The organism is Candidatus Erwinia dacicola, from assembly GCF_001756855.1.
GTDB lineage: Bacteria > Pseudomonadota > Gammaproteobacteria > Enterobacterales > Enterobacteriaceae > Erwinia > Erwinia dacicola.
The window spans coordinates 1-3,380 of sequence record NZ_MAYS01000510.1 but is presented as its reverse complement, the minus strand read 5'-3'; the positions used below and the strand labels follow the sequence as shown (position 1 = coordinate 3,380).

At 47.7% G+C, this 3,380-nt stretch carries 8 protein-coding genes and 2 pseudogenes; 8 read left to right on the top strand and 2 right to left on the bottom strand.

Annotated features, from left to right (window positions below):
- Window positions 1-12 precede the first annotated feature (12 nt).
- A complete protein-coding gene (locus tag BBW68_RS20255; protein WP_261791547.1) occupies window positions 13-144 on the bottom strand; it encodes a hypothetical protein in 132 nt (43 codons plus the stop codon).
- Window positions 145-158: 14 nt separating this feature from the next.
- Window positions 159-743, bottom strand: coding sequence for a phage repressor protein CI (locus BBW68_RS13145; protein WP_070135709.1), 585 nt, complete (start codon window positions 741-743; stop codon window positions 159-161).
- Between the two features lie 120 nt (window positions 744-863).
- Here BBW68_RS13145 and BBW68_RS19950 point away from each other — a divergent pair.
- The 8 genes and pseudogenes from BBW68_RS19950 to BBW68_RS13115 form a co-directional block, all read left to right on the top strand.
- A pseudogene (locus BBW68_RS19950) lies at window positions 864-1,084 on the top strand (regulator).
- Window positions 1,085-1,114: 30 nt separating this feature from the next.
- The gene (locus BBW68_RS13140) at window positions 1,115-1,624 is read left to right on the top strand and encodes a phage regulatory CII family protein (protein WP_070135708.1); all 510 of its coding nucleotides are present in this window, start codon (window positions 1,115-1,117) and stop codon (window positions 1,622-1,624) included.
- Between the two features lie 4 nt (window positions 1,625-1,628).
- A complete protein-coding gene (locus tag BBW68_RS20830) occupies window positions 1,629-1,697 on the top strand; it encodes a phage filamentation protein Fil family protein (RefSeq protein WP_420835352.1) in 69 nt (22 codons plus the stop codon).
- 89 nt (window positions 1,698-1,786) lie between these two features.
- Window positions 1,787-2,128 (top strand): DUF5347 domain-containing protein, encoded by a 342-nt coding sequence (locus BBW68_RS13135; protein ID WP_070135707.1) that lies wholly within the window; start codon window positions 1,787-1,789, stop codon window positions 2,126-2,128.
- A gap of 68 nt (window positions 2,129-2,196) precedes the next feature.
- Window positions 2,197-2,424 carry a DUF2732 domain-containing protein gene (locus BBW68_RS13130; RefSeq protein WP_070135706.1) on the top strand — a complete coding sequence of 76 codons (228 nt, stop codon included), beginning with the start codon at window positions 2,197-2,199 and terminating at the stop codon, window positions 2,422-2,424.
- Window positions 2,424-2,651, top strand: a complete 228-nt coding sequence (locus BBW68_RS13125; protein ID WP_070135705.1) for a TraR/DksA family transcriptional regulator — start codon at window positions 2,424-2,426, stop codon at window positions 2,649-2,651. Before BBW68_RS13130 ends, BBW68_RS13125 begins: the two co-directional genes overlap by 1 nt.
- Window positions 2,648-2,962, top strand: a complete 315-nt coding sequence (locus BBW68_RS13120; protein WP_102135796.1) for a DUF5405 family protein — start codon at window positions 2,648-2,650, stop codon at window positions 2,960-2,962. The genes BBW68_RS13125 and BBW68_RS13120 overlap by 4 nt, the downstream gene beginning before the upstream one ends.
- Window positions 2,955-3,380, top strand: a pseudogene (locus BBW68_RS13115) (replication endonuclease); the annotation flags it as partial. The gene BBW68_RS13120 and the pseudogene BBW68_RS13115, both read left to right, overlap by 8 nt.

The window sequence follows — 3,380 nt, the reverse complement described above, 5'->3', positions numbered from 1 at the left end:
GGAAACTAGGGTCTATTCATTCAGAATTTTGGGTAAGTTAAAAAATTCTTTCTTCGTGCCGAAAGGAATGTCGCTTACAACTTGTGCAAGCCTTTTGAATTCTTCTTTTAATTGTGCTTCAGTTGCTTTTGTGTAGTCTAACATAATCAATCCGTGAGCTAATTTATCGTTAAAGCAACGCGGCCGATTATATTGATTTCATCAAGAGAGCAGTCGAACGATGCTCCTGGCCCAACACCGGACACGCGCACTTTTTTAACAGGAATACGTGTAAGCACCCTTACGCTGGTTTTACCTTCAATCTCAATCAACCAACTGTTATCGTAAATTTCACCAAAATCTTTATCGATAATGTAATGTGTTGAGCCTTCTAATACGCTAATAGGCTCTTTGGGTAAGGCCTTTCCGGGCAAGAATGCGTTTTTATCAAGCATAAAAATGCCGTCATCAAGAAGCTGTCCATCAACGATTTTATAGCGAGGGAAACTCATTACATCTAACTCGCCGTCACTGTGCTTAAGCCCCTGTCCCGTAACCAGCCACTCCAGCGTCGCACCAGTTTCAGCCATACATCTCACTACAACATCAGCAGGAAAAAAGTCACGCTTGTAACGATTGGCGAGGCTACTGCTTGCAATCCCCAGATGGTCGGCTAGAGCAAGTTTTGTACTAAAACCATACGCTTCGATAACCCGATCCAGTACGGTACCACCGCCCTGAGTGAAATTAATTTGTAGGTTCACGAAAGTTTGACCTTGCAAGTTTTCATGAAGTGAGTTTAAACTTTGTTTTGTAGGTTTAAAGAAGTATTGACATATATTGCCCGATATTGACCTATCGGCTTAACTAACGGAGTTTGCCCCATGCGCCCCAACATTACAATTGTGATACCCGAACCCTATTTGCCCTTAGACGAATACTGTCGTCGTACTGGGACCCACAAAGAAACTGCTAAGAACATGATTGAGTAAGGAAAGTTACCAATCAAACCCAAAGGAAAGCATAAAAAAGCCTGATTGAGGTGAACATGGCAGCCCTGACTATCCAGGCATTAAGTGAGTGTAATATTTCACTTCAGGCGTAAAAAATCGTATCAGTTAGGATGAAGCGAATCATGTTTGATTATCAGGTTTCCATACAACCGCATTTCGATAACGCCTGTCAGACCTTTGCAAGTCGCCATAACATTCGTGAAGTGGCCGATAAGTTGGGGATGAACCAGCAGACTTTGCGCAATAAGTTGAACCCGGATCAGGTTCATCAGCTGACCGCGATGGAGATTGCCGCAATCACTGATGCCACTGAGGACGCTACGTTAATAGACGGCCTGCTGGCGCAGATGAAATGCATGCCAGCGGTGCCGGTCAATGAGGTAAAAGCTGAACGCATGACACATTACGTTTTGCAGGCAACGTCGGAAATAGGAAAAGTAGCCGCTGCCGCTGTGTCAGAACAGAAAATGACACCAACATGCAAAAGCGCATTTATGGAAAATATTAACGCTGGCATCCGCTGCCTGTCGTTGATCGGTCTGAGCGTTCACGCCCGCGTGCATTCTAACCCCGCCCTGGCTAACACCGTTGATGCACTTAGCGGCCTAAGTGCCTCTATCGGTCTGAGCTGAAGATATGACGACTATCTCAATGGCTTCACTTCTGAAGCGTCAAAGCCCGTCCATGTCATACGGTAACGTCTGAATTATGGGTGAATGCGGTAAGCGCTGGCATCCGGTGCTGAGTGAAAAGAAAACTGCTGTTAACAATGAAAAAAGTAAAAGAGGTAAGGCATGGCTATTGAAGCTGACTCTGCACTGGTTGCAATAACTACAGGTGCAAGAACTGCAGGGCTGAATCACGTTGCTGAGCTGCGTTCCAGACTTTGGGGTGATAACAGCGAAAAAGATATTTCCCGCTTTATGAATGATATGCGTGATGTAAGGGACAGCAATTATCACGAAAACAAAAGGGCATTAAGCGCAATTTTTTATCTGGCGAATATTAAGACAGAGCGCCACGAACTTGATTTTAGTGAGCTGATCACTGATGAAAGAAATGCGCTTATTCGTGCTATGAATCATTTTCGTGCAGTTGTGAGTTTATTTCCTAAAAGATTAACTCTGCCCAATTAAATAAGTCTTTTCAGTAAATGACGTCAACCCGTCGGGCATTGCTTTGCTCGAATTCAGGAAAAAGATAAATGAAAAATATTGAAACCCGCAGTTTTGACAGTGACGTGGAGGCAATGACCGCATTGCTGAATAAAGCCCGTAATGAAGAACGTAAAGACCGCGCACTGGCAGTCTCTGGCCGACTGATTGAGCTGGCCCTGCATATCCATCAGCAGGGCTTAAACGGTGTTGAAGCTGCCGAACTGATTCGCCGTGAAGCCGAGCGCTACGACAACGAATCACAGGAGCTGCACTGATGGCCGACTCAATGGACTTAGTACAGCAGCGTACCGAAGAAATGCTGGCGCGCAATATCGCCCAGGTAATTTACCGTCCAGTTACGGTCAGCGCCTCTTTCTGTGAAGACTGCGACGCACCGATCCCCGAAGCGCGCCGCCGTGCCGTTCAGGGCGTTACCCGCTGTGTTGTCTGCCAGGAAATGACAGAGCGTTTAGCGCAGTATCACAAAGGCGGCGCGGAATGAGTCTGAAGCAGGTTATTGATGGCCGTTACGCCATTTCGGTGCGGCAGCAAAAACAGCCGGGCAAGCCCCGGCTTCTTGCCCTGGAAAAATCCGCCTGGCGCGATGTGGAGGGGGTGCGCAAACAGGTTTTTGACGTCATGGCCCTCTATGACAATGAGGTGATTCTGACCCGTGATCTGGTCTCGGATGCCATCGGGCAGGAAGTTCTGCGCAAAGGTATGAAAAACATCAGCAGCTATGTCGCAGAAACCCGCAGGCTGGCAGAGCTGACCGAGCTGGCATTTGCGGAGTTAAAAGCTAAACATGACTGATTCTGTGCTGAGTCCGGTACAGGGTGAATATCACGCCGTTAACCATATGCGGCGTGAATTTTTTGCGCCTGGCGCACCGAAAGATATCACCCTGACCGAGCTGAAGCTGTGGCACAAGGATGCTGCAGACCATAATTGGCGCAGCCAGTACCTGCATGACATGCCGGATTTTCTGGCCGGTTATTTTGGTGAACGTTACGCCAGGCTGCTGGGAGATGAAAAACAGGGCCGCCGTCGGGCCAATACATTTTTACGCCAGACTATCGGCAAAAATGTATTGCCACGCCTGCAACTGGTTCGCAACCGCTACAAACTATCCGAATCAGCCACTTTTGAGCTGCCGTTTATCAGGCAGCTGCAGCGCCTGCCTATGCTGGCCCGTCAGGATATCCGGGATCTGGCTTATAAGGTTGGCACG